This window comes from Halosimplex rarum, assembly GCF_047715405.1.
Classification (GTDB): Archaea; Halobacteriota; Halobacteria; order Halobacteriales; family Haloarculaceae; genus Halosimplex; species Halosimplex rarum.
In genome coordinates this window covers 2,702,288-2,726,107 of sequence record NZ_CP180412.1, presented here as the reverse complement: position 1 = coordinate 2,726,107, position 23,820 = coordinate 2,702,288, and the positions used below count along the sequence as shown (strand labels likewise).

The following is a 23,820-nucleotide window of genomic DNA, read 5'->3' as shown; positions in this document are numbered from 1 at the left end:
CGTCGAATCCACGAGGAGCGTCGACGCGTTGAGCGGCACCGGTGTCGGCGGTGTACCGACTGCCGCTTTCAGGCGTCGGCGAAGCGGAAGACGGGCTTGACGACTTCGGAGTTGAGGAACGCTTCGAAGGCGGCGGTGGGGTCGGCAGTGGAAAAGGAGTCGTCGACGACGGCTTCGGCGTCGATCTCGCCGTTTTCCATGAGTCGCAGCGCCTGCTCGAAGTTGGTCCAGTCCGATCCATACGAGCTGACGACGTCGATTTCGCCGCGGACGACCGGCGTCATCAGGATTTCGCTGGGCTCACGCGGGATGCCGACGACGACGACTTCGCCGCCCTTGCGGACGACCTCGACGCCGGTCTCGACGCCGGTGTAGTGGCCGCTGGCGTCGAACACCGCGTCGAACCCCACGTCGTCGGTCCGGACGCTCGCCTGGGTTTCCAGGTCCTCGTCGGAGATATTGATCGTGTCGATGCCGAGCGATTCGACCAGGGGGAGTCGTGCGGTCGCGTCCTGGCCGAGGCCGGAGACGAGGACGTTCGCGCCGAGCGAGTCGGCGACGGCGGCGGTGAACACGCCGATCGGTCCCGGCCCTTCGACCAGTACGTCGTCCCCAGGATTGATCGACGAGCGGGTCAGCACGGCGCGTGTGGCGATGCTCAGCGGCTCGGTGATCGCCGCGTCGGCCAGCGAAACGCCGTCGGGGACCGCGTGGAGGAACTCGGGATCGACTACTGTGTATTCCGCGTAGGCACCGTCGCGGTGCATGCCGGTGATCGAGAATTTCTGGCAGATGTTCTCCTCGCCGTTGCGGCACTGGAAACACTCCCCGCAGTGGTGGATCGGTTCCTCGACGACGCGATCCCCCGGTTCCAGGCTCGTCACCGCGTCGCCGACGGCTTCGACCGTGCCCGAGTACTCGTGGCCCATGATCCGAGGCATGGCGATCCAGTCGTACCCGCCCTCGTACTCGTAGGCGTGGGCGTCGCTCCCACAGATACCTGCCGTGTGAACCCGGACGAGGACCTCTTCGGGCCCGGGTGACGGCCGCTCTCCCTCCTGGACTTCGACGGACGCAGCGCCCGTTTGAACTATCTGTTTCATACGCTAATGGCTCCTTCTCGAACCGCGCTACTGTCAGTGGACTTTCCCCGGATATAAAAATACCGGGTACCCGCTCCGAGAAGCGCCGGACGGGCCGCGGGCTCCCCGACCGTGAGACAATCGGATGGACGGCTCGCGCGGCGCTTCGGGACGGGGAGCTACCTCCACGGGTGCGATAGCGACGGGCGCGCGGGCCACGTCGAGATCGAACTCCCCGCCCACCGCCTCCGGACGGCGAACTCGGGAGGCGTTACAGAATACCTGCCTGTCCCAGGGCGGTCACCAGGAGGTACAGCGCGAACAGACCGGCCGGCACCGCGGCCGCTCGGCGAGCGGTGTCTATCTCCAGGCTCTTGGACTCGGCGACGGCGATCGACAGCAGGTGGGCGCTCCAGACGACGAAGAGGATCCCGACCAGCAGGACGACGGCGTACAGCGGGTCGGTCAGGCCGGCGTAGACGTCCTCGCCCCCGGCGCCCGTCCCGGCGAACACCGAAGCGGCCTGCTCGGCGGCGGTCAGTCCCTCCGGCTCGGCGGGGATGTCGACGTCGAAGAAGAGGTACGCGACGACGAGCGAGCGCAGGAGGTTCCAGATCCCGATGGGGATCATCGCCCACGCGGCGCCCCGCATCAGGCGGCTGATCGGGCCGCGCCCGCCGCTGGAACTCGCGATGAGGTGCGCGCCCACGGAGTAGACGATCCACGCGACGACCGTCAACACGACCGGCCGGAGGACCCGCCCGGCCAGCTGGACCTGGAACATCGAGTTGTCGGTCTGGACCGCGTTGAGCGCCTCGATCATCACGTACGCGAACCCGGCGCTGCCGACCAGGCCGCACAGCAGGACGACGATCGTCTCCAGCGTGAGCCCGCGTTTCGGCGTCCGCTGCCGGATGATTCCGTCTGGCAGAGTCGCGATTCGACGAATCATATGTGTGCGTGACTGCCGATGGTAATCAATGTTGGTGGTACAGCGGAGACTTCGGGCGCCGCTCTGCGGTCACGGTCGGACGCCGCCGGGACCGTCTCGGCACCATAGTTTCTTCTTGGGTCACGCGCCCGCGAGACCCAGAAAGTCGAGTCCGGTGAAGCAGTCGGGCCGGATCGCCTCGTAGTGGCGGGGACTCTCTCGTCCGCCCGACCGTCCGGACGTAGCCGACAGTATGAATACCGTTGCTGGGATAGGTGATGGCGATGGGACTGCGCGACCTGATCGACCGATTTGCCGCCGGGATCGCTACCGATACCGGTCCGGACGTCGACGAGGAGCGCGCGCGCCGCCTGGCCGACGCCGCCGCCGACTCGGCGGTTACCGCGGCAGCGCTGTCCGCCTCGGGCGGCCGCACTCAGTACCCGCTGGTCGCGTACGTCGAGGACGGTGAACAGCCGGAGTACCTCTTCCGCGGGGGGACGCTCCTGGTCGACGACGGCGATTCGCTGGCCCGCGAGACGCCGACGCGCGAACTCGCGGTCGTCGTCACCGACGCCCGGTTCCTGTTCGTCGTCGGCGGCCGCCTCTCGGACTCGCTGTTCGAGGTCCCCTTCGCGGACGTCGTGACGGCCTACGTCGACGACGAGGACGACCGGACGTACCTCGTCGTGGAAGGCGACCGCGACGGTGACGAGCTGACGTTCTTCGCTGACGTGACGATGGACCCGCGCGTCGATGCCCTCCGCGCGGCCACCGAACGCGCCGAGAGCGCCCCGGAGTGATCCCGATCGGTTCCGAATTGTTCCCTATTTATTGACTATGTCCAAAAGGATTAAATACCGGTATTCCGTTTGTGCGACCGTCTTATGACACGCGGTAACGAGAATCGAAGGTCGGACACGGGCGTTGACCAGTACAGGCGGAAACTGTTGGCCGCACTGGGTGCGGCCGGCACGGCCGGGCTCGCCGGGTGTGGCGGCAACGACGGCGACGGCGGAACCCCCGCCGACGGCGGCGACGGCAGTGACGGCAGTGACGGCAGTGACGGAAGCGACGGTAGCGACGGCGGAGATGGCGGCGACGGCGGAGACGGCGGCAGCACCGATAGCGAGACGGACAGCGACGTGGAACACTTCTCGGACCGCAGGTACGTCACCTTCGAGGGCGAACTCGAGAGTGACCGCCTGCGATTCAACAAGTACTACCACCGGACCCAGATGCCCCGCTTCGTGTACCCGTTCATGTACGCGAAGAAGACGATCATGCACCAGGAGACCGCGGAGCGGATCCCGCACATGGTCTCGGAGTGGGAGATCGTCGACGACACGGAGATCACGGTCCAGTTCCGCGACGACTCGTCGTGGGCCGTCGCGAACCCGGACGACCCCAACGACATCAACGGCACGCCGGTCAAGCCGTCCGACTGGGGATACTCGCTCCGACTGGCGCGCTGGAACGGCCTCTCGCCCGACGAGATCAAAGAGGAGAACCCCGACGGCGAACCGCTCAGCGCGTTCGAGGCTATCACCAGCATCGAGTTCGACGACGAAGCCGGCACGCTGACGGCCCGCAGCGAACCCGGCTGGTTCGACATCTTCAGCGAGGACGCCCAGATCGGCGCGCTCAACCTCTCGCACCCCAGCAACCAGTCGCAAGGCGAGTCCCTGTCCATCATGGCACAGGACATGAAGCCGATCCACGACGAGGTGCAGGAGCTCGAGTGGGGCCAGCCCGAGGGGACGGCAAACACCGGGAACCCGACGTACCGGACGGAGCTCATCCAGGGCGAGATGGACAGACTCCGGCAGCGCAGTGAGGGCGAGATCCAGGAGCCCCAGAACATCCCGTGTTCCGGGCCGTTCGTGCTCCAGGAGGTCCGTGAGGACCAGGTCATCCTCAAGAAGAACCCCGAGTACTTCCTCTCGGACCAGATCAACTGGGACACGGTGCAGGTCAACATCATTCCGAACACGCAGTCCCAGACGCAGGCGCTGCAGAACAGCATCCTCGACGGGGTCAACGGCCGCGTGCTGAAACCCAACCCCAGCACGGTCGACAACCTGCCCGAGGAGTTCCGCCGGGTGAACCACACCGGTGGCGGCCAGTACGGGCTCTCGATGAACGCCCAGGCCAACGAGCACCTCGGCGACCCGCGCGTCCGCCAGGCGTTCAACTTCGCGATCAACAAGTCGCAGATCGCCGAGATCCGCAACCGCTACGCCAACGAGAAAGTCCCGTACCCGGCGGGCCTGCTCGACCCGGTCCAGCGCGGCTACGTCGAGGACGCCGGGCTGACCGACTCGTTCACCCGCTACAACCGGAACATGGATCGAGGGACGGCCCTCATGGAGGAGGCCGGCTTCACCAAGGAGAACGGAACCTGGATGACTCCCGATGGCGACCCCTTCGAGCTGACGTTGCTGACTGGGGGCTCGTCGGTTCAGGTCGAGTCGACGGTCATCGCCTTCCTCAACGAGTTCGGCGTCAACGTCAGCCTCCAGAAGGTCGACTCGACGGTCGCCGACCAGCGACAGGGCGACGGCGACTTCGAGCTCACGATGTACGAGTGGCCGTTCGCGAGCCACCAGGGCGCGTGGTTCCGCATGGTCATGCAGAGCGACCGACGTCACCGCTTCGGGAGCCTCTGGAGTGACGAATTCGTCGAGGAGGTCGCCAACAAGTACGACAACGTCGACAACGTCGAGTACGACTGGACGATGAACCTCGAGGGACTGACGCCCGAACAGCAGAAGGACTTCACCCTCGAGGCGCCGCCGGTGGGCGAACCCGACGGCGAGCTGCAGGAGTACCCGGTCATGTTCTACGACACTCAGCTCGGGCAGAACCTCGACGAGGAGACCCGCGCCGAGTATCATCAGAAACTCTGCTGGGTCTTCAACTACAAGCTGCCGATCGCACCGTTCGTGCAGAGCTTCGAGATGGCCTTCCAGGACACCGCCAACTGGACCGCGCCGGAAGACGAGTCGGAGTGGCAGATGAACCTGCCCATCTTCCAGCTCATCCAGCAGGGCAAGATCCAGGCCACGTCGGGTAACTGACGGCCCGAACCCCCGGTCACGCCCCTCCCACTACGTCCGGCAGTCGATTCCCGTCCCCGGCCGGCGTCTCGCGCCGGCCCGGTTCTCGTTCGGTACGGCTGACTGTACTGCCGACACCGTTCGGGCGGCTGACTGAACCACCGATATCGCTCGGCACTCGCTCTCCTGTCGCATCGTCACGAACTCCCGGCAGTCTGATCTCCACCGCGACAACCCGCTCACCGGAGCGCGTCGACCGGTACCAACGTCACCCGTGGGTCGCCGTCGATCGTCGCCGTGTACAGGAGCCACCGGTCCGCACAGACGAACTGCGGCCGCGGCGTCCACGTGCTGCTCCCCGGGATCGAGGCCGAGACGACTCGCTCGCGGTCGGCGCGCCTGTCGTAGACTGCGACCCGGACGGACTCGCCGTCGACCACGGTCCCCGCCAGCAGGTCGCCGTCGCGGGTCGCGTCCGCCTCGCGCGCGGCCGTCGCCCAGACGCGCTCACGGCGCCCCGCTTCGAGGTGCAGCAGTCCCACACCCCGCCGCGGCTCGACGTACCAGAGGCCCGTCCCGCCCCCGTTCCACCGGAGGTCGCCGTGGTGGTCGGGGAGCAACTGCCCGAGCGGCCGGGCGCCTAACCCTTCACGCGCCAGCCACGCCTCTCCGCCGACGCCATCGGTCGCATCCCGCGCCAGGAGCGCCAGCGACGCGTCCGACGGGCTGAACCGGAGTGTATCGTAGCGCCGGTCGCGGGTGTGCCAGACCGCCGTCGTCCCCTCCTCGACGGCGCAGGTCGCCAGCCGCGATTCGTCGTCGGTCGCGAACACCGCGCCGAACTGCTCGCCGTCGGCCGAGCGAGTCAGTCCCGCGACGGGGATTCCGGGGACCGTCTCCTCGTCGAACCGACCGACCGACCGCGGGTCAGCCGACCGCTCCGCGTCGTGCGCGGCGACGGCGTGCCCGTCGAGAACGTAGGCGGTCCCCGACTCGGCGTCCACCAGCGGCGTCGGTCCGTCGGGCGTCGCCTCCGTGTCGGACCGGAAGGCGCCGGTCTCCACGTCGAGGACGCCCAGCGTCGGCGTCTCCTCGCCGGCGTACAGCCAGACAGATCGGGCCGTGCTGACGGGAGCGACCCGCCGGGGACCGACGCTCCGGGGCGGGTCGACGAGGCGATAGCGATCGAGCCCCTCGCGGGGGACGTGTCGGAAGCGCGGCGTCTCCCCGAGGTCGGCGTCCGTCATCGCTCCCTCCCCTCCGTCGCGCGCTCGCGTCTCATTGCCGGACCAGAGCGCGTCGGCGTGTATAAATCGTCCGTGACGACGGCGGTCACCGACCCCTTCGAGCGTCGCCGCGGTCGACACGCCGGAGGGGCCCAGTCAGGGCGCGAAGCGCCGCCCGAGGCCCGCTCTTCGGATGGCGGCGTTTCACCGGTTCTCGGTCGATTGTTCCCCGCTATCGGAAAAAACTTAAACAGTAGACCGCTCTTTCAGTGTAGTATGAGACGCGTTACCGACAGCACAATCATCGGATCGGACGGCACCGGCGTTCGACTCGATACGCTCGGTCACGGGGTTGGCGGCGTCGCATGAGCCAGAGTGTCAGTCGAGACGTCGCGACGCCGCTGGTCGTCGCGATCCTGTGTATCGTCGGGATCGGGATGATCGCGGCGACGGTCGACACCGCCCAGACCATCGGCGGAGACGACGGCGGCGGGATCATCGAACAGCCCGGCGAGGGGGAACAGTCCGGACAGGATAACCCCGGCGGGCCGGGGGAGTTCGAAGGCGGCAATCCCGCGGACACCCCGGAGCGTAACGTCCTCGAGATATCGGCGTGTATCCAGTTCCTCGACTCCATCCTCGGGACGCTCCTCGTCGCGGCCGGGTTCTTGGGCGCGATCGGGCTGGTCTACTACCGGTTCAACTTCTCCGCGGCGCTGCTGACCAGCTGGGCGCTCCTCCCGCCGGTGGCGCTGGTGTACTTCCTCGGAACCAACTGCGCGACCACGGGGCCCACCTCGGGGGCGGGCGGTGGGAGCAACCCCATCCCCGGCGGCGACACCGCGCCCGTCTCGCCGCTGACGAACGTTCCGTCCTGGGCGATCGGGCTCCTGGTCGGTCTCGTCCTCGTCGGCGCGGTCGGGGCGCTCTACCGCTCGATGGGCGAGGAGGAGATCGTCGTCGTCGACGAGGAGACGGTCGACGACGGCCCCGACCTCGACGAGTTCGCCGCGGCCGCGGGCCGCGCGGCCGACCGCATCGAGGAACACAACGCCGACGTCGACAACGCGGTCTACCGCGCGTGGGTCGAGATGACCGACCTGCTCGACGTCGACGAACCGGAGATGTACACCCCCGGCGAGTTCGCGGACACGGCCATCTCGCTGGGCATGGCGGAGGACGACGTGTCGGAACTCACGCGACTGTTCAACGAGGTCCGCTACGGCGGCCGCGACGCCGCGGACCGCGAGGACCAGGCGCTCGACATCCTCCGGAACATCGAATCGGCGTACAGCGGCGACGACCAGACCGGCGACGACCAGACCGGCGACGACCGGACGGAGGGCAACAACGATGGGACTCAGTGATACGATGGCGACGCACGGCGCGAGGACCGACGCGGCGAACTCGGGGTGGTCCCGATGGACGTAGACGACGTCATCCGGTTGGCGCTGGCCGCCATCGGGGCTGTCGTGTTCGTTCTCGGCGCGGCCACGTACGTGCTCGTCGACCCGTTCGCGGACATGCTCCCCTCGACGTTCGCGGTCGTGGCGCTCGCCGGGCTCGTCGCTTTCCTGCTGGGCCTGTGGGCGGTCCGGACGGCCTACAAGGGCGGCGTCGACCAGACGGCGATCCCGGACGTGGAGCTCCCGCGGTCGTTCCCCGCGCCGGGGTCGGACCTGGACCTGACGCTCTACCGGCTGACCCACCTCCGACAGGGGACCTCCGAGTACCGCGACCAGATACAGAGCCGCCTGGCCGAAGCCGCGGTGGCGGCCATCCGCCAGCGCGAGAACTGCACGCGCGCGCAGGCGGTCCACCAGCTCGAGGAGGGCGAGTGGACCGACAACTACCAGGCCGCCTCCTTCTTCGCCGGCGGCTCGCCGCCGAGTCAGTCCCGCCTCGACCGGTGGCTCGGCGACGACGACCGGACGCCCTACGAGCAGTGGGTCGACACCACGGTCGACGCCATCGCCGAGTACGCCGGCATCGAGGCGGCGACGGAACCGGAGCCGACCGCCGACAGTGACGGCGGTGGCGGACTGCTCTCGGGGCTTCGCGGCGGCGACGGCGACGAGGGCCCGCGCGCCCAGGCCGGCTACCGCGACCAGTACGTCGACGAGCACGCCGAGCGGGTCACCGACTCGATCGTCTACAACGAACTGATCGAGACCGGCCAGTGGCGCGGGGTCACCGCCTTCGCGCTCGTGGCCGTCGGCTGGGGCGTCATCACCGCGACGCCCGCGATCGTCCTCGTGGCCGTCCTCGGCGTCGCCTTCTCGGCGTACGCCCGGGCGGCCGTACCCCCGAAACTGGCGGCTCTGGACGTCGAGCGGACCTTCGACGAGTCGGACGTGATCCCCGGCGACGTCGTCGAGGTGACCGTCACCGTCGAGAACACCGGCGGCTCGTTCGTTCCGGACCTGCGGCTGGTCGACCGCGTCCCCGGCAACATGCGCGTCGTCAGCGGGACGCCCCGGCTGGCGACCGCCCTCGGATCGGGCGACACCGCCACGTTCACCTACGAGGTCGTCGCCGAGCGCGGCACCCACGAGTGGCCGCTGCTGGCGATCGGCCGGGACTTCTCCGGCGCCCTCGAGCGCGAGGCGGTCGTCGACGTCGAGGGCGAACTCCGGTGTATCCCCTCGCTGCGGACGACCGCGGAGATGCCCGTCCGCCAGCAGACCTCGCTGTACTCCGGGCAGGAGAACACCTCCACGGGCGGGTCCGGCCTGGAGTTCTTCGCCGTCCGGGAGTACCGCGAGAGCGACCCGATGAACCGCATCGACTGGAAGCGTCAGGCCCGCACGGGCGAACTGGCGACCATCGACTTCCGTCTCGAACGAGCGGCGTCGCTCGTCTTCCTGTTCGACGCGCGCGACGCCTCCTACGTCGCGCCGGAACCGGGCGAACACCACGCCGTCGACCGTAGCGTCGAGGCGGCCGTCGAGGCCTTCGGCGCCCTCTCCGACCAGGGTAACATGGTCGGACTGGCGGCGTTCGACACGGTGCCGTGCTGGCTCGCCCCGAGCGCCGGCGACGCGCACCTCGAACGCGCGCGCCGGATGTTCGCCGGCCACCCGGCGATGTCCTCGACGCCGCCCGAGGAGTCCGAGACCGAGGGCCACTACGTGGACCCGATGACCCACGTCAGGAGCCAGCTCTCGCCGGAGTCCCAGCTCGTGCTGTTCTCGCCGCTGACCGACGACTACACGGTCGAGGTCGCCCGCCGCCTCGACTCGTCGGGCCACCGGGTGACGGTCATCAGCCCCAACCCGACCGCGAATCGGACCGTGGGCCAGCGGCTGGCCCGTATCGAACGGACCATGCGGATCGCGACGCTCCGCGAGCGGGACATCCGCGTCGTCGACTGGGAGTACGACAGCATGCTCGGACTTGCACTTGACGAGGCACGACAGAGGTGGGCCGTATGAGCGTCGAAACCGAGGAACACGCGACCGTCACGGTCGACCACTCACCGACGAGGCTCAGCTCGATCGCGGCCGTCGTCGCCGCGGTGGTCGCCGCCGTGACGAGCGCCCCCTTCGCGCTGTACGCGATCCCGCTGGGCTTCGGCGGCATCGCCGTGCTCGCGTCGGGCCTGTTCATGGGGTCGAGCCGCCTCCGCGTGACGATGGGCGCGGCCGGCCTCTTCCTCTCGGTGCTGATCGCCGGCCTGTTCGGTACCGGCCCGGAGATCCTGCTCGTCAGCGCGGCCGCGACGATCCTGGCCTGGAACTTCGGCCAGAACGCGATCAGCCTCGGCGAACAGATCGGGTCGAGTTCCCGCACCCGACGCAACGAGATCATCCACGCCTCCGCCGCGACGATCGTCGCGATGGTGGCGACCGGCGTCGGCTACGGCGTCTACCTCGTCGGGAGCGACGGGCGCCCGATGGCCGCCATCGGGATGCTCTCGCTCGCGCTCGTGTTCCTGATCTGGGCGATCCGGACCTGAGCACTGGTCGGCCGCCCACCCACCCGCACACCCACTCATCCGCCCGCCTTTCTCGCGGTTCCGACCCGACATCCGACCGACAGCGGCGGTGTCGTGGTCGCCCAGGGGTGCCAAGAACCGACAAACATAAGTCCGATCGCTGGGATTGGCTTGGTATGAGTACGTCTACCGGAGAGTTCACCATTCAGGAGGCCAGCGAGCGCTGCGACCAGATCATCGAGGAGATCCAGTCGGCGGTCATCGCCGACCGGGACTTCCTCGAGGAAGTCCTGCTGGCCATCCTCGCGGAGGGCCACGTCCTGCTGGAGGACGTGCCCGGGACGGGGAAGACGCTGACGGCGATGAGTTTCTCCAGCGCCTTCGGGCTAGACTTCTCGCGCATCCAGTTCACGCCGGACCTCCTGCCGAACGACGTCTCCGGGACGAACATCTACAACGAGCGGGACAACCAGTTCGAGTTCCAGCCGGGCCCGATCTTCGGTAACGTCGTCCTCGCCGACGAGATCAACCGCGCGCCGCCGAAGACGCAGGCGGCGCTGCTCGAAGCGATGCAGGAGAAGCAGGTCACCATCGAGGGCGAGACCCGCCAGCTGCCCGAGCCCTTTTTCGTGATCGCGACGCAGAACCCCGTCGAGCAGGAGGGGACCTTCCCGCTCCCGGAAGCGCAGGTCGACCGCTTCTTCGTCAAGACCTCGCTCGGCTACCCCGACGACGAGGGCGAACTCGAGATCCTGCGCCGTCGCGCCGGCCGTACCCAGTCGACCCCCGAGTCCGGCCGAGTCATGGACAGCCCCGAGGAGGTCCAGGCGCTGCAGGACGTCGTCGAGACGGTCCAGACCGACGAGGACCTGCTCGTCTACCTCAAGGAGATCTGCCGGATGACCCGCGAGGACCACCGCGTCCGCACGGGCGTCTCCCCGCGCGGGACCCAGCGCCTGTTCGAGTGTACCCGCGCCCGCGCGGTCATCGAGGGCCGCGACTACGCGACCCCCGACGACGTGAAGAAGATCGCCAAGCCCGTTCTCTCGCACCGTCTCGTGCTCACGCCCGAAGCCGAGGTCAACGACGTCGAGAAGGACGAGGTCGTCCAGGACGTCCTCGACGAGGTCCCGGTCCCGACCGTCAGATAACCCCGTTCTCCTCGAAATCACGGGCACCGTCCGGTAACTGCGTTCTTTTCGAATTCATCGGTGGCGCCCCGGCCCCACGAGTAGATTCAACCCGCCGATCCTCGTCCCGTCCCCCGATGAGTGTACAACTTTAAGTCCGGGCCGTCGAATCAAAAGCGTATGAGCGCCGACGGTAACAAGATCGAGTGTCGACGGTGTCGCGAGACCTTCCCGATAGACGCCGAGAGCTGTCCGAACTGCGGGAAAGAGGTCCGGAGTAACACGCCCTACTACGTCGGGGCGGCGCTCGGGCTCGTCCTCGTGCTCGCGGCGGTCCTGTCGATGGGTGAACTCCTCGCGTACGGCGTCCTCGGCGCGGTCATCGCCGTCAGCTGTGGATACATGGTTTATCGAAAGCGCGACCGGATCGTCGAGGAAGGCGAATCGATCTGATACCGTCGGCCGCCGCGTTCTGACAGCCGCCGCCCAGTCGGGCGACGGATCCAGCTACGTTCTCACGACCGACGTGGGATTCGCCCCGCCGGTGTCTGCTTCGGACCGCGCGCTGTTCTCGTCTGAGCGCTGAGGTGTCGTGTTTCCGGTCCTGCGGGTGGTTACCAAACCTTTTTAACCTGCTAGCTTGTGCCATTCGATAGCAATGGGATACCTGCGGAATCGATTACTGCAGGCAGTAATCACACTGTACAGCATCATCACTCTGGGGTTCGTATTCATACGCATGATGCCCGGGGACCCGACGGCGTATCTCCGCGCGGAGATCCAGCAGAACCCGGGTTCCTACGGCCTGCCGCCGAACCCGACGCTGGCGGAGATAAACGAGGTCATGCAGACCCAGATGAACTACACGCCGGGACCGATCTGGGAGAAGTACATCGCCTACATGCAGGGCGCGGTCCAGGGGAACTTCGGCACGTCGGTGATCGTCGACCCCGGCGCGTCGAACGTCCAGCTCATCCTGGAGGCGGCGCCGTGGACGATCTTCATCTCCTCGGCGGGGCTGGTTTACGGGCTCGTCGCGGGTATCGTCTTCGGGTCGCTGATGGCCTACTACGAGGGGACGAAGATGGACGTCGGGCTGACGGTTTCGATGCTGGCCGCCAGCTCGGTGCCGTACTACATCGTCGCCATCCTCCTGCTGTTCCTGTTCTCCTACAACCTCGAGTGGTTCCCGACGGGCGGCCGATTTAACACCGACACGGTGCCCGGGTTCAACTACCCGTTCATCGCGGGGGTGTTCAACCACGCGGCGTTACCGATACTCTCGGGGATAACGATAGGATTCGGTGGGAACGCGCTCAGCCTGCGCGCGAACTCGATCCGCCTGCTCGGCGAGGGACACATCCGCAACGCCGAGCTCCGGGGCCTGTCGACGTACACCATCTCGACGCGCTACCTCGCGCGCAACGCCATCCTCCCGATGTACACCGGGATCGTTCTGGGGCTGGCCGGCCTGATCGGCGGGTCCATCATCCTCGAGGAGATCTTCGTCTACCGGGGCATGGGGAAGCTGATGTACGACGCGACGGTCCAGCGGGACTTCCCGCTGATGACGACGTCGCTCATCTTCACGACGGCCATCTTCGTCGCGGGGACGCTGATAGCCGACTTCACGTACTCGCTGATCGATCCGCGGGCCGAGCAGTCGAGCATGGGGTGATCACGAATGGGAACTGGAGAACCTCCGGCCGAGAAAGACGACGAATCGCCGTTTAGATCGCAGTCCGACTACGACGCGACCGCGATGGACGTCTACGAGGTCGTGTTCGGTCGCTGGGTCGTCGCTCCCCTGCGCGTCCTCTGGAGCGACTACCGCGGCCGGTTCGGGCTGCTCATCCTGACGTTCTACGTGCTCGTGGGGACGCTCGGGGTCGTGATCATCCCCGAGCCGTCGGTCGACCCGATCAACCGACTCCTGAGTCCGCTCGAGCAGCCGAACCTGCAGTACCTGCTGGGCAGTGACGGCGTCGGTCGCGGCCTCCTGCCGCTGATGGCCCACGCGACGCCGAAGATGCTGAAGATGATGCTCGCGGGCGCCATCTTCGGGAACACGCTGGGGGTCGTGGTCGGTCTCGTCTCCGGGTACACCGGCGGCAACACCGACAAGATCCTCATGACGATCACCGACGTGGTGGCGTCGATCCCGGGGCTCCCGCTGCTGTTGATCCTCGCGGCGATCATCGAGCCGCGCAACCCCTACCTGATCGGGGTCATCCTGACCGTCCAGGCGTGGGCGGGACTGGCTCGCGGGATCCGCGCGCAGGTCCTCCCGCTCCGGAACGTCGAGTACGTCGAGGCGTCCCAGACGATGGGACAGTCGACTTCGACCGTGCTCATGAAACAGGTCTTGCCGGACCTCCTGCCGCTGGTGACCCTGCGGTTCATGTCGACCGCCCGCTCGGTCATCTTCGCGTCGGTCGGGCTGTACTTCCTGGGCCTGCTGCCCTACACGAGCGCCAACTGGGGCGTCGTCCTCAACAGCGCCTACGAGAACTCGAACATCCTCGCGTCGTTCGAGAACGCGCACTGGCTGCTCGTGCCGGCCCTGACCATCGCGCTGTTGACGTTCGGGCTGACGCTGCTCGCACAGGCGTTCGACCAGGTCTTCAACCCGCGCGTGCGGGCCCGGCACGAGGCGCGCAGGCGGGCCGAGGTGGAAGAGGAGATAGACGAGACCGACGTCGACGACAGCGGCGTCTCGCAGATGGGATTCCAGCAGTGATCACACATGTCTGAATCAGAATTCGCGACGGAACGACCGCAGGAAGACCGCGACACCGTCCTGGAGGTCCGCGACGCCACCGTCACCTACGAGATGGGGCGCGGCCAGGCGCGTGTCCTGAACGGCATCGACCTCGACATCTACCGCGGGGAGACCCTCGGGATCGTCGGCGAGTCCGGGTCGGGCAAGTCGATGTTCGCCTCGACGCTGATGGACGCCGTCGAGGAGCCGGGCGTCCTCCGGGGGGACATCACCTACTACCCCGAGGGCGGCGAACCGGTCGACATCACCGAACTGGAGGGCGGGGACACCAAGCGGCTCCGCTGGGAGGAGATCGCCCTGGTCTCACAGGGCGCGATGAGCGCGTTCAACCCCACCAAGCCGATCCGGACCCACTTCGAGGAGACCCTCTCCGCGCACAACGCGGACAAGGATGCGGGGATGGAGCGAGCCCGCGACATCATGCGGGACCTCAACCTCGACCCCGACGCCATCCTCGACGAGTACCAGCACGAGCTCTCGGGCGGTCAGCGCCAGCGGGCGCTCGTCGCGCTCGGGCTCGTCCTCGAACCCGAGGTGCTGATCCTCGACGAGCCGACGGCGGCGCTGGATCTCCTGATGCAGCGGTCGATCCTGCGCCTGCTCTACGACATCAAGGAGGAGTACGACATCACGCTGATCGTCATCAGCCACGACCTCCCGGTCGTCTCGGGGTTCGTCGACCGCCTCGGCGTCATGTACGCCTTCGAGTTCGTCGAACTCGGCGAGACGCGGGACGTGATGCACAACGGCGCCCACCCCTACACGCGGGCGCTGCTGCGCTCGACGCCGAATCTGGCGATGGAGGTCGACGACATCACCACGATCGAGGGGTCGAGCCCGGACCCGATCAACATCCCATCGGGGTGTTCGTACAGCCCGCGGTGCCCGATCGCCGACGACCGCTGTACCATCGAGGACCCGGACCTGATCGAACTGGAAGACGACCACGACGTGGCGTGTTTCTACCCGGACCGCGCCCGGAAGGAGCTGCCAGTCGCGCTCTCGGAGGGTGATTCAGAATGAGCACGATCGATTCGGACGAGGACGTGATCGACAACGACGAACCGGTGCTGTCGATGGAGAACGTCTCCGTGGAGTACCAGGACGAGTCGCTGCTCGAATCGGCGCTCCCCGACAGCGTGACCGACCGCCTCGGGATGGGCGAGGACCCCGTCCACGCGGTCGACGACGTCTCGCTGGAGATCGGCGAGGAAGACGTCGTCGTCCTGATCGGCGAGTCCGGGTCGGGGAAGACGACGCTCGGCCGGACCGCCATCGGGCTCCAGGACCCCACGTCGGGGTCGGTCAAGTACCGCGGCTACGACGTCGAGGACGTCGAGCGCGGCGAGCACGCCGGCGAGGTGTACGCCGAGGACGTCCGCCGTGCGCTCCAGATCGTCCACCAGGACTCCGACGCGGCGCTGAACCCCTACCGGACGATCCGGTCGCAACTGGCCGAGCCGCTGAAACTGTGGTACCCGGAGATGGACCTCAACGACCGCCAGGAACGCATCTCGACCATGCTCCACACCACGGGGGTCACGCCCGCCGAGGACTACATGGAGCGCTACCCGCACGAACTCAGCGGGGGCGAGAAACAGCGCGTCGCCATCATCCGCGCGATGTTGCTCGAACCGGACCTCATCCTCGCCGACGAGGTGGTCTCGGCGCTCGACGTCTCGCTGCGCATCGAGATCATGGACCTCCTGCTCGACCTGCAGGAGATGTTCGGCACCTCGTACCTGTTCGTCTCGCACAACCTCACGAACGCCCGGTACATCGCCGACAAGGCCGACGGCCGCATCGCGGTCATGTACCTCGGCCGGATCGTCGAGGTCGGGTCGGCCGACGATATCATCAACGACCCCAGCCACCCCTACACGCAGATACTCAAGTGGGCGTCGCTCCCGCTGGACCCCGACGACGCTCGCAAGACCATCACTGACGAGTCGCCGATGATGTCCGAGGAGGCGCCGGATCCGCGGAACGTGCCCAGCGGCTGTCGGTTCCACCCCACCTGTCCGAAGGCTCACGAGGTCTGTACCGAGGTCGATCCCGACCTCATCGGCGGCGAGGAACGGGACCACCGGGCGGCCTGTTTCCGCGAGGACTCGACCCACGAGTACTGGGACAGCGAGTCGATCCACGGCGGCGACCGCGAGATCCCGCTGTAGCCACCGCAACGACTAACTGAAATCACGACAACCATCCACACATGATACGGTACTTCGCCTCACTGCTGTCGGACTACTTCGACCACCCGATCCTCGGGCTGCTGTTGCTCGTCTCGGCGTTCCTGCTCGCCCTCGGCGGCGTCCTGAGCGTCGTCGACGTCCCGGGCGTCCCGGTGATCGCGGCCGGGTGGTTCGCAATCTACGGTATCGGAGCCGGCTCGCTCGGGCTGTTCGGCTACCTCGTGCTCTACGTGTCCCGCGGCATCTCGATCGTCCGGGACATGGCCGGACCGGGCGCGAGCTGAGACCGCCGTCGCGGTTTCGTGCGAAGCGAGCGGTCGTTTTTTCTACCGGAGCGGTTCGAACGGGTCCCACTCGAAGTAGAGCATCGACCCGATGATCGCCATGCCGGCGACGACGTGGACCGTCGCCAGGACGGACACCACGAACGTCGGCGTTCCACGTCCGACCGCCAGCATCGACGCGACGAGGATCCCCTGCATGATCACGAGGACGACGAGGATCCCCTTCCAGAACTGCCTGTTCATGCCCCTCTCTACCGGCCGACCTGTCTAAAACCCTGTGACGCGGCGTCCGGCGGTACCGAGACGCCGTTCGAAGCGGTAGCCACCCGCCGCGGCGACCTATTCCGGCCGGTCGAGCGGGACGCAGACGTTCCGCGCGTCCGCGGGCCACCGGGCGTGAGAGGGGAGGGCGGCGGGCGAATCCGCGTCCGCCCGGTTCGCTTCGGTGTAGGACATCACGGCGAGAAACAGGTGGGTCGGGACGCCGTCCTCGACGAGGACCTGCGCGCGCTCGACGTTCGGGAACGAGGTCTCCCCCCCGTCGTTCCACGCGACCCGGAGGTCCCGGTCGCCGCCGGTGGCGTGGGGATAGGCCTGGGGCGGGTCGCTGACCGTCCAGTCCACACCGTCGGGCGACGTCGCGTGGAAGCCGGCGTAGCTGTCGACGTAGCCTCCGTCGTCGTGGTGGGCCTGCATGTCCTTGGCGACCAGTTCGAACCCGTCGCCGGCGCGCCAGACGGCGTGGTCCTCCAGCGGTGCGAGGACGTGCTCGGCGACGAGGTCGTAGCCGTCGGTGTCCGCCCAGTCGTCGGCCGCGTAGACGCTCAGTTCGAAGGCGCCGTCGCGGACGAAGACGGTGGCGCTCCCGTCGTCGTCGACGACCGGCACGGCGTTGGTCTCGCCGTCGATCACCGGCCCGTGCCTCGTCCACGGCCCCGCCGGCGAGGGGGCGCTGGCCACGCCGACGGCGTTCTCGTCCCGGTCGACGCCGTGCGGGTCTTCCGGCGTCGGGCGCGGTCCCTCGTAGTGACAGCCGTAGTAGTAGAGGAGATACCGGTCGCCGGCGCGCACGACGGACGGATTGTGAGACATTCGGTCCCAGTCGCCCTCCTCCCCCGGCGGGATCACGTCCTCGGCGTACTCGTAGGGCCCCTCGGGGCTGTCGGCCTCCGCGCGCACGACGTGGGAATTCGACGTCCACCCCGGCGAGAACGGGATCTCCTTCGACCACCGGGAGGCGAACATGTGGTAGGCGTCGTCGCCGGGGACGACCGACGCCCCCCAGATCCAGTAGTCGTCCATCGCGAATCCGCCGTCGCGTGGCGCCGGTCGGAGGCGGTCGCGGAACCGCCGCTCACTCGGTGACATGATCGGTCACGCGCCGCCCGCGCGCATAGGTCTATCGACCGTCCAGCGCCGGTCCGCGCTCGCGCTCCGAACTCGCCGACAACTCCGGTCGACCGTGACTCGTGTTGGCACCCTGCAGTTATTTGTGGGCTGGCGGTGAAGTCGAGGCCGTCACATGCTGGAGTACGAGACGCACGACCGGCTGTACGAGAACCCGCTCGCCGGTCCCGCAGACGTCGCAGATTTCGTGTTAGAGGGGGATGCCGCCGTCACGTTTCCGCACGGGCGCCTCCGCCTGGAGAGCGAGCGCAGGGACGGCCCCCAGTTCGTCTACTGGTGTCCGCAGTCGTTCCCCGACGGCATCGCCGTCTCCTGGGAGTTCTGGCCCGTCGCCGCCCGCGGTCTGAGCACGTTCTTCTTCGCCGCGGAGGGACGTGACGGCGAGGACCTGCTCGACCCGGAACTGGCCGACAGAGCCGGTGCCCACGAGGCGTACACCGCGGGCGATATCGACGCTCTGCACGCGTCGTACTACCGGCGCCACGCGGACGACGGCGCCGACGGCGGGCTCCGAACCGTCACGCTCCGCAAGAGCCGCGGCGAGCACCTCGTCGCGCGTGGAGCCGACCCGATCCCCGACGCCCCGGTCGCGGACCCGCCCTACGAGATCACCGTGGTCAAGGACGCTTCGCACGTCGCCCTCTCGGTCGACGACCTGCCGGTACTATCGTGGACCGACGACGAGCGAACGGGACCGGCCCTCCGCGGCGGCAAGATCGGTTTCCGACAGACCGCTCCGCTGATCGGCGAGTACGCCAACCTCACGGTCGACCGCATCGAGACGGCAGGGTGACCGTCACGCACGGGGGGCGGGTCACTCCGAAGGCGACGCCAGTTCCCACTCGGCGCGTTTGCCCACCGCTCGGGGGTCGAGGTCGGCGACCAGCTTCAACCGATCCGGCGTCACCTCGTCGCCGACCTCGTAGAGGGTCCACCCGGCGGCAGACTCGCCCGGCGGGAGTTCGGCCTGATACTCCCCCAGCGCGAACGTGAGGCGGTCGTACGTCGTCCCGTCGCGTGTGTATCTACCGCCGACCACCAGCGGCGCGTCGCCCTCCGCGGGGACCTGCGTGCGGTTCTCGTCGCCGACGTCGCTTTCGGTCCCGCGCACGTGGAGGTAGATCTCCCCCTCGGAGATGACCGTCCCGCCGGGCATCGGCACGCCGAGCGGCTCGTCCGTGTCGTTGGAGAGGCGGAGGACGACCGCCACGAACTGCCGGCCGTCGTCGCTCTCGACGGTCCGGGTCTCCGGCGTTCCCGCTGGCGTCCCGTCGCTCCCTCCGCCGGTCTGTCTGGGGGAAACTGCGACACGCTCCGTGAGATCCCCCGCGAGGAGCGTCACGTCGAGTCCGTCGACCGTCGCCGTGTCGCCGACGTGGTTAGTGTCGCTACCGTCGGTACCGTTCCCCGAGGAGTCCGAACACCCGGACAGCACCGCCGTTGCGGCCACGCCACCCAGCGCTGCGAGGACCGATCGCCGATCGAAGGTCGCCATATCGTGTGATATGTTCGCGAGAAGTCACATAGCCGTTTCGGGACGCACCGGTCCGCCTCGCTCTCGCTCACGGCTCGTCTCACGTCTGCCGCCTCGCCGTGCGGTGTTCGAGTGGAGACCCGACCGCGGTCGGTGGATGAACGGCACCCTTTTGTCCGGACCACTCCGACCGGCACCCATGGACGAGTCCGGCGGGACCGACGGCCGCACGCGGCGGGCGTGCCTGCGGGCGCTCGGCGGTGCGATCGCGGCGGGGTCGCTCGCGGGCTGTCAGCGGGGCGTCCTCGGCGGTGGGACCCCGACGCCGCGCGAGTCGACCTGTGACTCGGCAGCCACCGACGCCGGGCCGCTGTACGACGACTGGCTCTCGCGCCTGCGACCCGGCGACTACGAGGCACCGACGGTCGCGTTCGCGAGCGCTCGCCCCCGATTCCTGACGGCGCATCCGGACCTCTACCGCGGGCTGCGACCGTATCTCTGGTACAGCCGCGAACTCGCGGAGGCCGCCGCGATGCCCTTCACCGACCTCGACCGGGTGACGACGCTCCGACCGCCGAGCGAGCGGCCGGCGCTGTACGTCGTCTTCGACTACTCCGAGGAGCGCTGGCGCTGGCTCACTCGACTGCAGGGAACCGGCTTCCGCAGCGCGGAACTCACGGAGGCCTCGGACTACCGCGGGTTTCAGCGCCGCGGGGTCTCCGGCAGCAAAGTCAACGCCGTCGCGTTCGACGACGAGTACGTCGTCGCCGCGCCGAAGGCCGCAGACCCCGTCGCCGTCGACGCGACGACGCGCATCGAGCGGCTCCTCGACACCGCGCGAGCGGACGCTCATCCGGGATACTGCTACTCGGCCGCCGACCGGGCGCTCGTCGAGCGCCTCCCCGCGGCGGACTTCGTGTTCGCGCGCTTCCGCACGGACGGCGGGACTTTCTCCGGGAGTTCCTGGGCGCCCGACGGCGCCCGCGCGGGCGGGTTCGCGTTGACGGTCCGCTGGGCGGGCCGGAGCCGGATCGGTACCACGACGCCGGTCGGGACGTCGACAGGCACCGACGGCACGGCCGCCGACGCGACGGTCGGTTCCCCGTCGCCGACCGCGACCGAGACCACGACGCCGACCTCAGCCGACGCCTCGACAGCGGCGCCAGCGGATCCGGTTGTCGACCGGCGGTTCGTCGCCGCGTTCCCCGAGGGCGAGGCTGACGTCGACGCGACCCGGTCGTTCGTCGAGTCGAACTGGCTCCGCGACGGGGAGCGCGACGACCCGCTCCAGTTCGTCGATCCGTCTTACGAGCGGTCCGGGCGGGCCGTCGTCATCACGGATGCCCAATCGCTCGAGATGGTCGCGGAGTGAGGCGCGGTCCCGAGTCGGCCGCCAGCGTTATGGCGGATTCGGTCGTCTGTGGGAGCGATGACCGACGCCGTTACCGACCGGATCGACCTGGCCGGTCGCTGGGAGTTCACGCTCGACCCCGACGACGAAGATAGCGCCGAGCGCGCGCCACCGGCTGACTTCGACGACGACATCCCGCTTCCAGGGACGACCGACGAGGCCGAGAAAGGCGAGCGCACGGCCGAGCGGACGCCGGGCCACCTCACCCGTCGCTATCGCTACGAGGGCGCCGCCTGGTACCGCACGACCGTCGAAATTCCCGACGCGTGGGCCGACCAGCGGGTCGTCCTCCGCCTCGAACGCACCCGCCCAACCGGGGTGTGGGTCGACGGCGACCTCGTGGGTCGGGAGGACAGCCTCTCGGCTCCCCACGTGTACGATCTCACGGACGCCCTTGACCCCGGCGAACACGACGTCGCACTCCGGATCGACACCGACTCGGAACCGGTCACGTTTCCTGGCGTCCAGCGCTCTCACGCCGCGACCGAGCACACCCAGACCAACTGGAACGGCGTCGTCGGTGACCTGGAACTGGTCGCCACCGACCCCGTCTGGATCGACGACTGCCAGGTCTACCCCGACCCCGCGGCCGGGACCGCGCGGGTCGAGGTGACCGTCGGCAATCGGACGGGGGCGGCCGCCGAGGCGTCCGTCGAACTGGCCGCCGAGAGCGCCGACGGAACTCACACCGTCGATCCCGAGACGGCGTCGTTTCGCGTCGACGGCGAGTCGGCGACCGTCTCGGTCGAGTACGACCTCGGCGACCCGCTCCGGTGGGACGAGTTCGACCCCGATTACTACGAGCTGACCGCGACGCTGGACGCGACTGTCGAGGGCGCAGACGCGGACGAGAACGGTGGTTCGGTCGCCGACGACGCGGCGTACGGTCACGCCACCGAGGCGGTCTTCGGCGTCCGTTCGTTCGAGCGCGAGGGGACGCGCTTCGCCGTCAACGGGAAGACCACCTTCCTCCGGGGCAACGTCGACTGCTGTATCTTCCCGGAGACGGGCTACCCGCCGACCGACGAGGCGACCTGGCGCGAGGTCTTCGAGACCGCCCGAGAGTACGGCCTCAATCACTACCGTTTCCACAGCTGGTGTCCCCCGGAGGCGGCGTTCCGCGTCGCCGACGAGCTGGGGATCTACCTCCAGCCCGAACTCCCGCTGTGGAACAACGGTGGCACGTTCGAGGACGCCGACGCGGCCGCCTTCTACCGCGCCGAGGCCGAGCGGATCCTCGCCGAGTACGGCAACCACCCCTCGTTCGTCATGTTCGCGCTGGGCAACGAGCTCTCGGGGGACTTCGCGGCGATGAGCGACCTCGTCGAAGCTCTCCGGAAGCGGGACTCGCGGCGGCTCTACGCCTGCGGCTCGTACAACGGCCTCAGCGACTCGACGCTGACCGAGGCGGACGACTACTGGACGACCGCGTCGGTCCCGCCGGACCCGACCGACGTCGACTCGGGCCGCGAGATGGTCCGCGGGGCCGCCATCGACGAGGCGCCGCCCGCGACGACGACCGACTACCGCGAGGCCGTCGAGGACATCTCGATCCCCGTGGTCGCCCACGAGATCGGGCAGTACCAGACATACCCGGACTTCGCCGGGCTGGAGCGCTACGACGGCGTCCTTGCGCCCCGGAACCTCGAACTCAAGCGCGACCACCTCGAAGCCCACGGCCTGCTGGACCGCGCTGACGACTTCGCCGACGCCTCGGGTCGCCTCTCGGTGCAGTGTTATCGCGAGGAGGTCGAGGCCGCCCTGCGGACGCCCGGGTTCGGCGGGTTCCAGCTCCTGCAACTGGAGGACTTCCCCGGGCAGGGGACCGCGCTCGTGGGGATCCTCGACCCCTTCCGCGAGTCCAAGGGGCTGATCGACCCCGACCAGTGGCGGCAGTTTTGCGCCGAGAGCGTCCCGCTGGTCCGGCTTGACGCTCGGACGTTCGCCGCCGACGAGTCGCTCGCTGCGGACGTGCAACTGGCGCACTTCGGCCCGGAGGGTCACGACGAGGTCGCCGCCGAGTGGACGCTGACGGCCGCCGACGGGTCCGACTCGGAAGCTGTGGTCGCGGAGGGGTCGCTCCCGGAGACGGACGTGCCCCAGGGCGAACTCGTGGATCTCGGAACCGTCGAAGCGGACCTCGGGGACGCACTCGCGAGCGCTGACGGCGTCGACGCGCCCGTTCGCCTCACGCTCTCGGTGACTGTTCCGGCCACCGATGCCGCCACCGGCTACGACGTGTGGGTGTACCCCGCCGACCTGCCCGCGGTCGACGCCGACGAGGGATCGCTCGGTGGATCCGCGGACGCGGCACTGACCGTCCGCCGAGCGTTCGACGAACAGACCCGCGAGCTGCTGGACGCGGGCGAAGACGTGATCCTCGTCCCCCGCCACGACGACCTGCGCCACTCCGTCGCGTCCGCCTTCGCTCCGTGTTTCTGGTCGTACGCGCTGTTCAAGCGCAACGCGCCAGCGGGGACGATGGGGCCTCGCTGTGACCCCGAGCACCCGCTGCTCGACGGGTTCCCGACGGACGCCCACGGCGACTGGCAGTGGTGGCACCTCCTCTCGAACGCCCGCCCGGTCGTGCTCGACGACGCGCCCGACGACTACGAGCCGCTGGTCCGGATGATCGACAACGTCGAGCGCAACCAGCGCCTGGGGCTCGTCTTCGAGACGGCCGTCGGCGACGGGAACCTGCTCGTCTGTGCCGTGGACCTGTTCGCGGCGGACGACGATCCCTCGGTACGAGCGTTCGCGCGGTCGCTGGTCGACTACGCGGCGTCGGAGTCGTTCGACCCCGACCGGGGCGTCAGCGAGGCGGTGCTCGAAAAACTGCTGACGATATAGGGCCTCGACTCACCGTTGGCGACGGCGCGAGGGGTATCTCCGGCGGATCTAT

The 23,820-nt window shown here is 68.4% G+C and carries 21 protein-coding genes; 15 read left to right on the top strand and 6 right to left on the bottom strand.

Annotated elements, in window-relative coordinates; translation table 11 throughout:
- Positions 1–68 precede the first annotated feature (68 nt).
- Both ACMGFH_RS13045 and ACMGFH_RS13040 read right to left on the bottom strand, forming a co-directional pair.
- Positions 69–1,103 carry a zinc-dependent alcohol dehydrogenase gene (locus tag ACMGFH_RS13045; protein ID WP_415378880.1) on the bottom strand — a complete coding sequence of 345 codons (1,035 nt, stop codon included), beginning with the start codon at positions 1,101–1,103 and terminating at the stop codon, positions 69–71.
- Between the two features lie 250 nt (positions 1,104–1,353).
- Positions 1,354–2,034 (bottom strand): YIP1 family protein, encoded by a 681-nt coding sequence (locus ACMGFH_RS13040; protein WP_415378879.1) that lies wholly within the window; start codon positions 2,032–2,034, stop codon positions 1,354–1,356.
- A gap of 263 nt (positions 2,035–2,297) precedes the next feature.
- Here ACMGFH_RS13040 and ACMGFH_RS13035 point away from each other — a divergent pair, with 263 nt between their 5' ends.
- Both ACMGFH_RS13035 and ACMGFH_RS13030 read left to right on the top strand, forming a co-directional pair.
- Positions 2,298–2,816 carry a hypothetical protein gene (locus ACMGFH_RS13035; protein WP_415378878.1) on the top strand — a complete coding sequence of 173 codons (519 nt, stop codon included), beginning with the start codon at positions 2,298–2,300 and terminating at the stop codon, positions 2,814–2,816.
- An 84-nt stretch (positions 2,817–2,900) separates the two neighbouring features.
- The gene (locus tag ACMGFH_RS13030; RefSeq protein ID WP_415378877.1) at positions 2,901–5,093 is read left to right on the top strand and encodes an ABC transporter substrate-binding protein; all 2,193 of its coding nucleotides are present in this window, start codon (positions 2,901–2,903) and stop codon (positions 5,091–5,093) included.
- Between the two features lie 218 nt (positions 5,094–5,311).
- Here ACMGFH_RS13030 and ACMGFH_RS13025 read toward each other — a convergent pair whose 3' ends face one another.
- The gene (locus ACMGFH_RS13025) at positions 5,312–6,319 is read right to left on the bottom strand and encodes a hypothetical protein (RefSeq protein WP_415378876.1); all 1,008 of its coding nucleotides are present in this window, start codon (positions 6,317–6,319) and stop codon (positions 5,312–5,314) included.
- Between the two features lie 344 nt (positions 6,320–6,663).
- Between ACMGFH_RS13025 and ACMGFH_RS13020 the strand changes: the two genes are divergently transcribed.
- The 10 genes from ACMGFH_RS13020 (at position 6,664) to ACMGFH_RS12975 (ending at position 16,626) form a co-directional block, all read left to right on the top strand.
- Positions 6,664–7,665, top strand: a complete 1,002-nt coding sequence (locus ACMGFH_RS13020) for a DUF4129 domain-containing protein (RefSeq protein ID WP_415378875.1) — start codon at positions 6,664–6,666, stop codon at positions 7,663–7,665.
- 54 nt (positions 7,666–7,719) lie between these two features.
- Positions 7,720–9,732 (top strand): DUF58 domain-containing protein, encoded by a 2,013-nt coding sequence (locus ACMGFH_RS13015; protein WP_415378874.1) that lies wholly within the window; start codon positions 7,720–7,722, stop codon positions 9,730–9,732.
- Positions 9,729–10,256, top strand: a complete 528-nt coding sequence (locus ACMGFH_RS13010) for a hypothetical protein (protein ID WP_415378873.1) — start codon at positions 9,729–9,731, stop codon at positions 10,254–10,256. Before ACMGFH_RS13015 ends, ACMGFH_RS13010 begins: the two co-directional genes overlap by 4 nt.
- Positions 10,257–10,411: 155 nt before the next feature.
- Complete coding sequence (locus ACMGFH_RS13005; RefSeq protein WP_415378872.1) at positions 10,412–11,386, top strand: AAA family ATPase; 975 nt, start codon at positions 10,412–10,414, stop codon at positions 11,384–11,386.
- A gap of 159 nt (positions 11,387–11,545) precedes the next feature.
- The gene (locus tag ACMGFH_RS13000) at positions 11,546–11,818 is read left to right on the top strand and encodes a hypothetical protein (RefSeq protein WP_415378871.1); all 273 of its coding nucleotides are present in this window, start codon (positions 11,546–11,548) and stop codon (positions 11,816–11,818) included.
- A 286-nt stretch (positions 11,819–12,104) separates the two neighbouring features.
- Positions 12,105–13,043, top strand: coding sequence for an ABC transporter permease (locus tag ACMGFH_RS12995; protein ID WP_415378870.1), 939 nt, complete (start codon positions 12,105–12,107; stop codon positions 13,041–13,043).
- Positions 13,044–13,049: 6 nt separating this feature from the next.
- The gene (locus tag ACMGFH_RS12990) at positions 13,050–14,105 is read left to right on the top strand and encodes an ABC transporter permease (RefSeq protein ID WP_415378869.1); all 1,056 of its coding nucleotides are present in this window, start codon (positions 13,050–13,052) and stop codon (positions 14,103–14,105) included.
- Positions 14,106–14,111: 6 nt separating this feature from the next.
- Positions 14,112–15,170: an ABC transporter ATP-binding protein gene (locus tag ACMGFH_RS12985; RefSeq protein ID WP_415378868.1), complete on the top strand. Its 1,059-nt coding sequence runs from the start codon at positions 14,112–14,114 to the stop codon at positions 15,168–15,170.
- Positions 15,167–16,321, top strand: coding sequence for an ABC transporter ATP-binding protein (locus ACMGFH_RS12980; RefSeq protein WP_415378867.1), 1,155 nt, complete (start codon positions 15,167–15,169; stop codon positions 16,319–16,321). The genes ACMGFH_RS12985 and ACMGFH_RS12980 overlap by 4 nt, the downstream gene beginning before the upstream one ends.
- 41 nt (positions 16,322–16,362) lie before the next feature.
- Positions 16,363–16,626: a hypothetical protein gene (locus tag ACMGFH_RS12975; protein ID WP_415378866.1), complete on the top strand. Its 264-nt coding sequence runs from the start codon at positions 16,363–16,365 to the stop codon at positions 16,624–16,626.
- Positions 16,627–16,668: 42 nt separating this feature from the next.
- Here ACMGFH_RS12975 and ACMGFH_RS12970 read toward each other — a convergent pair whose 3' ends face one another.
- Together ACMGFH_RS12970 and ACMGFH_RS12965 are read right to left on the bottom strand one after the other, a co-directional pair.
- Entirely contained in the window at positions 16,669–16,869 is a 201-nt protein-coding gene (locus ACMGFH_RS12970) for a hypothetical protein (RefSeq protein WP_415378865.1), read from the bottom strand.
- Between the two features lie 96 nt (positions 16,870–16,965).
- On the bottom strand, positions 16,966–17,994 hold the full coding sequence (locus ACMGFH_RS12965) for a glycoside hydrolase family protein (RefSeq protein ID WP_415378864.1): 1,029 nt from the start codon (positions 17,992–17,994) through the stop codon (positions 16,966–16,968).
- A 154-nt stretch (positions 17,995–18,148) separates the two neighbouring features.
- Between ACMGFH_RS12965 and ACMGFH_RS12960 the strand changes: the two genes are divergently transcribed.
- Complete coding sequence (locus ACMGFH_RS12960) at positions 18,149–18,826, top strand: DUF1961 family protein (protein WP_415378863.1); 678 nt, start codon at positions 18,149–18,151, stop codon at positions 18,824–18,826.
- Positions 18,827–18,847: 21 nt separating this feature from the next.
- Here the strand turns inward: ACMGFH_RS12960 and ACMGFH_RS12955 are convergent, their stop codons facing one another.
- Positions 18,848–19,528, bottom strand: coding sequence for a hypothetical protein (locus tag ACMGFH_RS12955; RefSeq protein ID WP_415378862.1), 681 nt, complete (start codon positions 19,526–19,528; stop codon positions 18,848–18,850).
- 178 nt (positions 19,529–19,706) lie between these two features.
- Here ACMGFH_RS12955 and ACMGFH_RS12950 point away from each other — a divergent pair, with 178 nt between their 5' ends.
- Both ACMGFH_RS12950 and ACMGFH_RS12945 read left to right on the top strand, forming a co-directional pair.
- Positions 19,707–20,879, top strand: a complete 1,173-nt coding sequence (locus ACMGFH_RS12950; protein ID WP_415378861.1) for a hypothetical protein — start codon at positions 19,707–19,709, stop codon at positions 20,877–20,879.
- A gap of 57 nt (positions 20,880–20,936) precedes the next feature.
- On the top strand, positions 20,937–23,768 hold the full coding sequence (locus ACMGFH_RS12945; protein WP_415378860.1) for a sugar-binding domain-containing protein: 2,832 nt from the start codon (positions 20,937–20,939) through the stop codon (positions 23,766–23,768).
- Positions 23,769–23,820 lie beyond the last annotated feature (52 nt).

Bases quoted from the DNA above. Each gene is read 5' to 3' on its own strand.
- ACMGFH_RS13020 (WP_415378875.1), top strand. From the start codon at position 6,664: ATGAGCCAGAGTGTCAGTCGAGACGTCGCGACGCCGCTGGTCGTCGCG.
- ACMGFH_RS13035 (WP_415378878.1), top strand. From the start codon at position 2,298: ATGGGACTGCGCGACCTGATCGACCGATTTGCCGCCGGGATCGCTACC.
- ACMGFH_RS13025 (WP_415378876.1), bottom strand. From the start codon at position 6,319: ATGACGGACGCCGACCTCGGGGAGACGCCGCGCTTCCGACACGTCCCC.
- ACMGFH_RS12995 (WP_415378870.1), top strand. From the start codon at position 12,105: ATGATGCCCGGGGACCCGACGGCGTATCTCCGCGCGGAGATCCAGCAG.
- ACMGFH_RS13040 (WP_415378879.1), bottom strand. From the start codon at position 2,034: ATGATTCGTCGAATCGCGACTCTGCCAGACGGAATCATCCGGCAGCGG.
- ACMGFH_RS13045 (WP_415378880.1), bottom strand. From the start codon at position 1,103: ATGAAACAGATAGTTCAAACGGGCGCTGCGTCCGTCGAAGTCCAGGAG.
- ACMGFH_RS12955 (WP_415378862.1), bottom strand. From the start codon at position 19,528: ATGGCGACCTTCGATCGGCGATCGGTCCTCGCAGCGCTGGGTGGCGTG.
- ACMGFH_RS12980 (WP_415378867.1), top strand. From the start codon at position 15,167: ATGAGCACGATCGATTCGGACGAGGACGTGATCGACAACGACGAACCG.
- ACMGFH_RS12990 (WP_415378869.1), top strand. From the start codon at position 13,050: ATGGGAACTGGAGAACCTCCGGCCGAGAAAGACGACGAATCGCCGTTT.
- ACMGFH_RS13005 (WP_415378872.1), top strand. From the start codon at position 10,412: ATGAGTACGTCTACCGGAGAGTTCACCATTCAGGAGGCCAGCGAGCGC.
- ACMGFH_RS12945 (WP_415378860.1), top strand. From the start codon at position 20,937: ATGACCGACGCCGTTACCGACCGGATCGACCTGGCCGGTCGCTGGGAG.
- ACMGFH_RS13000 (WP_415378871.1), top strand. From the start codon at position 11,546: ATGAGCGCCGACGGTAACAAGATCGAGTGTCGACGGTGTCGCGAGACC.
- ACMGFH_RS12985 (WP_415378868.1), top strand. From the start codon at position 14,112: ATGTCTGAATCAGAATTCGCGACGGAACGACCGCAGGAAGACCGCGAC.
- ACMGFH_RS12960 (WP_415378863.1), top strand. From the start codon at position 18,149: ATGCTGGAGTACGAGACGCACGACCGGCTGTACGAGAACCCGCTCGCC.
- ACMGFH_RS13015 (WP_415378874.1), top strand. From the start codon at position 7,720: ATGGACGTAGACGACGTCATCCGGTTGGCGCTGGCCGCCATCGGGGCT.
- ACMGFH_RS12965 (WP_415378864.1), bottom strand. From the start codon at position 17,994: ATGTCACCGAGTGAGCGGCGGTTCCGCGACCGCCTCCGACCGGCGCCA.
- ACMGFH_RS12970 (WP_415378865.1), bottom strand. From the start codon at position 16,869: ATGAACAGGCAGTTCTGGAAGGGGATCCTCGTCGTCCTCGTGATCATG.
- ACMGFH_RS13030 (WP_415378877.1), top strand. From the start codon at position 2,901: ATGACACGCGGTAACGAGAATCGAAGGTCGGACACGGGCGTTGACCAG.
- ACMGFH_RS13010 (WP_415378873.1), top strand. From the start codon at position 9,729: ATGAGCGTCGAAACCGAGGAACACGCGACCGTCACGGTCGACCACTCA.
- ACMGFH_RS12950 (WP_415378861.1), top strand. From the start codon at position 19,707: ATGGACGAGTCCGGCGGGACCGACGGCCGCACGCGGCGGGCGTGCCTG.
- ACMGFH_RS12975 (WP_415378866.1), top strand. From the start codon at position 16,363: ATGATACGGTACTTCGCCTCACTGCTGTCGGACTACTTCGACCACCCG.